The 4376-nt window shown below is 39.2% G+C and carries 5 protein-coding genes; all 5 read right to left on the bottom strand.

The annotated features are described in order from the left end of the window. The coding region (locus C3B52_RS35135; RefSeq protein WP_373419760.1) for a VirB4-like conjugal transfer ATPase, CD1110 family at positions 1-1321 on the bottom strand (1321 nt) is incomplete at its 3' end. Continuing rightward, on the bottom strand, positions 1272-1667 hold the full coding sequence (locus tag C3B52_RS35130) for a PrgI family protein (RefSeq protein ID WP_052512301.1): 396 nt from the start codon (positions 1665-1667) through the stop codon (positions 1272-1274). The genes C3B52_RS35130 and C3B52_RS35135, both read right to left, overlap by 50 nt. Before the next feature lie 158 nt (positions 1668-1825). Next, positions 1826-2638 carry a hypothetical protein gene (locus tag C3B52_RS35125; protein ID WP_047914417.1) on the bottom strand — a complete coding sequence of 271 codons (813 nt, stop codon included), beginning with the start codon at positions 2636-2638 and terminating at the stop codon, positions 1826-1828. A 52-nt stretch (positions 2639-2690) separates the two neighbouring features. Next, entirely contained in the window at positions 2691-3014 is a 324-nt protein-coding gene (locus C3B52_RS35120; protein WP_047914416.1) for a hypothetical protein, read from the bottom strand. Between the two features lie 96 nt (positions 3015-3110). After that, on the bottom strand, positions 3111-4376 hold a 1266-nt coding region (locus tag C3B52_RS35115), incomplete at its 5' end, for a VirD4-like conjugal transfer protein, CD1115 family (RefSeq protein ID WP_103110958.1).

Here is a 4376-nt window from a genome sequence, read left to right as displayed (position 1 = left end):
CCAATATAAAGCCGTTCGGTGTATCCAGCGAAAGCCTGTTGAACATAATCAATTTTCGTGATACAGCATTCAGCCCGTAATACATTCCACCCTCCTGAAACAATTCTTGGTTGGTGAATGGCATGAAAATAGCTGTGCTTTCTGTAGTCAATGTCCGTGATATTTTAAGCAGATTCAGCCCAAATGGTAAGCACGAATTCAATGCATCTTCTTGCTGGTAATGCAATGTACCCGTTTGACAAAGGAATTTACTGCTTATGGCTGAAATCTCTTTAGTATCCTTGTTTAATGCCTCAAGCGTATCTGCAAAATGAATCAATACGATGTTTGTTAGGAACATCTTTTGATTTTTATTGATCAAATCATCCAAAAGTTCATTTGCCTCTGTAAGCGAGTGCTTTAATTCATGAGGAATAAACGCCTCCAGATAACCGTTTTTAAGGCTTCGTTTCTGGTATTCAATCTTATTAGCTTCCATGCCTGTAATCTGCTTCTTAACGATCCTGAGCGCCTTATAAGAGTCCACAGATTTGATATTCATAGTCGTGATCAGATTAAAAGAGAAATCGGTGATCTCGCTAAGGAATTTGTCGTTTAGAAAGGTAGGCAAATCTTTGATGTAAATAGCCCTTGCGTATTTATCGCCTATTATCATATGATCCCGTTTAAAGGTAAGAGAGTCCGCAGCTATAAGGTCTTTGGTTATAAGCCCTTTTCTCTTATGCTCTTTCGGATCATAAGTAAAGTGTCCTTCTTGACCCATACGATACACATCATGTAGCAGCTCCAGACGTTCATTAAGGTTTAAACCACTGATGGAGCTACCCATTCTTTTGAATACGGCCTGCGTCTCTCTCTCCATTCTCAGGAATGTGTTGCGTGCTTCGTCCATGGAAATAGACTCAATATTGACCGTGACAAATTTCTCTTTTTTTATCTCATTCTTACCGCCCGATATTCTGCGTTTCAACATTTGATTGTACTCTTCACGAAATGGCTCCATATGGTCATTCCGAGACTTAATCATTACTCTGCTTTCAAAATCTTCTTTGTTAAAGCTTTTATTGATTATGGTCACTTGGAGATTAACAGTGTCATCAAAGAAGTTTAAAAACTCGCAGTATTTCGAAAATACTTCTTCTTGATCATCTTGCTTACTAACCTGATAATTGATGTCCACATAAGAGAAGGTTTTAGAGTAGCGATCCTTGCCATGTTTCAAAATCCCGTCCTCAGAAGCTGCGGAATATGGAATGGATTGTTGACTTGATTTAGGAATTCTCGCTTTCTTTTTTGCGCTTTTTTTGTTTAGAAACAGCACGCTTATTCCCCCCCTTTTGGTTTTCTGTTGTAAGCAGCTCAAACATATTCAAAGTGATATATTTTCTTTTTTGCGGATAAATGAACTCCTGCTGAATCACAGATTTTATAAATTGTTCAAAGGTCATACCGTTATAGTTAAAATATCCGATTAAGAATAATGGCATCGCAACGAATATAACCACCCAACTTGCAGCATCGGCTCCTATAACGTCCCTGCCAAACCAGTACAGCGGCACGTTAACCACAACGGCGATTAGGGTGCAAATCAACTGTCTGAGCGTTAAACCAAAGAACAATTTTTCTTTATAGGTTCTTATCTCCTTGGGGATTCTTATCTCAATCATAGTACCTCCAATTAGTGTACTCATTTATGTTTAGTGATTTAGGAGAGACGGTGAATGTACACAAAATAACGGGATCTTCCTGGCTGCCGGCTTTAAAATTGTATACATACTTTTGGATCTGCAGCTGAACCAGGCTTAAATTTTGTGTACACTCGAACTTAGTCACCCATTATCTTTCTTGACCATGATCCTGATTTGATCACAACAAGCAGTAAGGCCAATGAAGTCAGCATACCTTTCCAAAGCTCCATATTAGCCCCATTTCCGGTAAAGAATCCGAATGATACATTGGCTATGATCGCCACGTATACAATACATCCGATGATGATGATGATTCCCTGTAAGCAGACCGCGGCATAATCGAATACGAACCTTTTAGCCTTTTCTTTAAGTTCATCGTGTATAAATGCAGCTATTGGAATAGGGGCAGCAGCCGTGTATATTAAGAGCTGGAATAGTCGTCCAAAAACAATCAACATGATAACGATTTTGATCCCCTGCAGAATCCATTCGAAAGGCATCAGTTTAACTGAATAAAGCTTTTTATCGAACCAGCCCATATCTTCGTACTCAGCTTCCATGGCTGAAAAATCAATTTTATAAAGTGATGAATCAGCTCCAGTAGTTCCCACAAGACTTGAAACATAAGAGGATACATGGAAAATGATGTTTAACAAGTCAAGCGTGTGTTCCATGACTAACTTGGCAAACACCAGTTTTAACATACATGAGACAACCGTTTCCCACCTGAAAAAAGCGAAGTTCATTGACTTGTTCATAAAATCCAATAAAAAATATAGAGTCAGCAGACTGTATGCAACAGGCAGAATGGCTTGATGAATTTCTGTTATAACCGAGTACACCCCCGGATACTCGGAAGGCCCCTGATTTACTAACCCTGTAACCTCTGTAATAATTCCGCTAAAGCCTTCAAAAGCCGCTTTTATATCCTCAATCGGAGAAGACGCCAACTATTTCACCACCCACTTTTTTTGAGATAGGGGGCTGCAAGCCCCCTCACAATTACAGTCCGAAAAGTGCCAGTGATTTGGAGATACCAAAGACCATAAACCCTGCGGCCATTGTCTTCATTCCTCGAACTTTCCCATCGGCATCATCTTGTTTAAAACCTAATGCTGTTTGGATACCCCCAAAGAAGGCGACAACGAGACCAATTCTTCCTGCCCAAGTGGCAATTACATCAACAACACCGTCGAATTGGTCCATTCCCTCTGCCCCTCCGGCTGCGGCATAAATTTTAGTACCCGCCAACATAAGGGCAAAAGACAAGGACAGGACTTTAGCAACCACAGGTTTTTTGAAAGTGTTCATGATAAAATTTTTCATTTAAAAATCTACCTCTTTCATATTTTAATTTTTAGTTTTCATATCAGAATAATAGGTTTTTGGAATATGCTTTAGCAGTGACTAATTCAGCTTTAGCTAAATTAGCTCATCCATTTGCTTTTCTAAACTATCCAACTCATCAACATTTACAACAGTTAAATCTTCCATCCTTTCCTCTAACTCTTTATCGGGAACTCGCATGTTCACCAATTCAGCTATCGGATCGGAGGACGGGGATTGTTTCAAACTCATGGATGAATCAAAGTAATTATTCTCATTCGCCTCATAAAGTAACTTATAGTTAGGATGGGACTCTAGCTTATACTTGTCAGAATAAAAAGGATCAAGGCCCCTTACAAAAAGAATACATTTATTATCTGGCATTCGTGAAAGTTCGGAGATAGTCATTAAATCACGGCCTTGAGTACCGTAACTGGTACTTGATGAGCTATTCCTTCCTCTGGACTGACTTGTATTTTTGGTGTCAATCGTTTGTTTATCAAGCCCTTTATTCACCCATTCAAGTGTAGAACGCTCCTGTCCACCTAGAAACAGAATCGAATCACAGTTACCTATAATCGTTTCATATGTCTCTTTATAAAGCGATTTAAGTTGTGTCATATTTTGTATTATTGGTGCTACTGAAATATTTCGGCTTCGCATGGTGGCAATTAACTTATCAAATTCCGGAATTTGCCCGATATTAGCAAACTCATCGAGCCAGAACTTAACATGATGCTTTAGGCTGCCGCCACTCACAAAGTCAGCTTGATAATATAGAGAGTCAAACAGCTGGGCATACATCATAGCTACAAGGAAATTAAATGTGGTATCGCTATCCGGTATCAATACAAACAGTGCTGTCTTCTCGTCTCCCAACGCTTGCAGTTCAAGGTCATCGTCACTTAGTAGGTGTTCTACCTCTTCAATACCGAATGGCGATAAACGTACACCTGCCGATATGAGAATACTTTTTGCAGTTTTACCGGAAGCCATTTTAAAAATATCATATTGCTTGACGGCGATATGATTTGGGTTTTCTTCGCGTAGCACTTCGAACAGAAAATCGAATTCGCTTTTAAAGTCTTCCTCATCCTCCTTTATCTCTGCCAGCCTCAACATAGTGAATACTGTTGCAAATTTATGTTCATACTCAGGCAATTCATAAAAGATATAGAGGAATATAGCTTGCAAAAGCGCTCTTTCTGCACTTTCCCAAAATGGATCTGATGCTCCATGTTTGTTCCCATTGGTATTTTTGATCAGGTTGTTAATGACCTTTAGGATATCACTCTCCTTTTTGACATAGGCAAAGGGATTATATCTGCAACTTTGCGACATATCTATCAGGTTAAAAACCTT

This window comes from Brevibacillus reuszeri, from assembly GCF_002897295.1.
Taxonomy (GTDB): domain Bacteria; phylum Bacillota; class Bacilli; order Brevibacillales; family Brevibacillaceae; genus Brevibacillus; species Brevibacillus reuszeri_A.
Note: the sequence above shows the minus strand (reverse complement) of the source record. Positions and strands in the feature narration are given on the sequence as shown.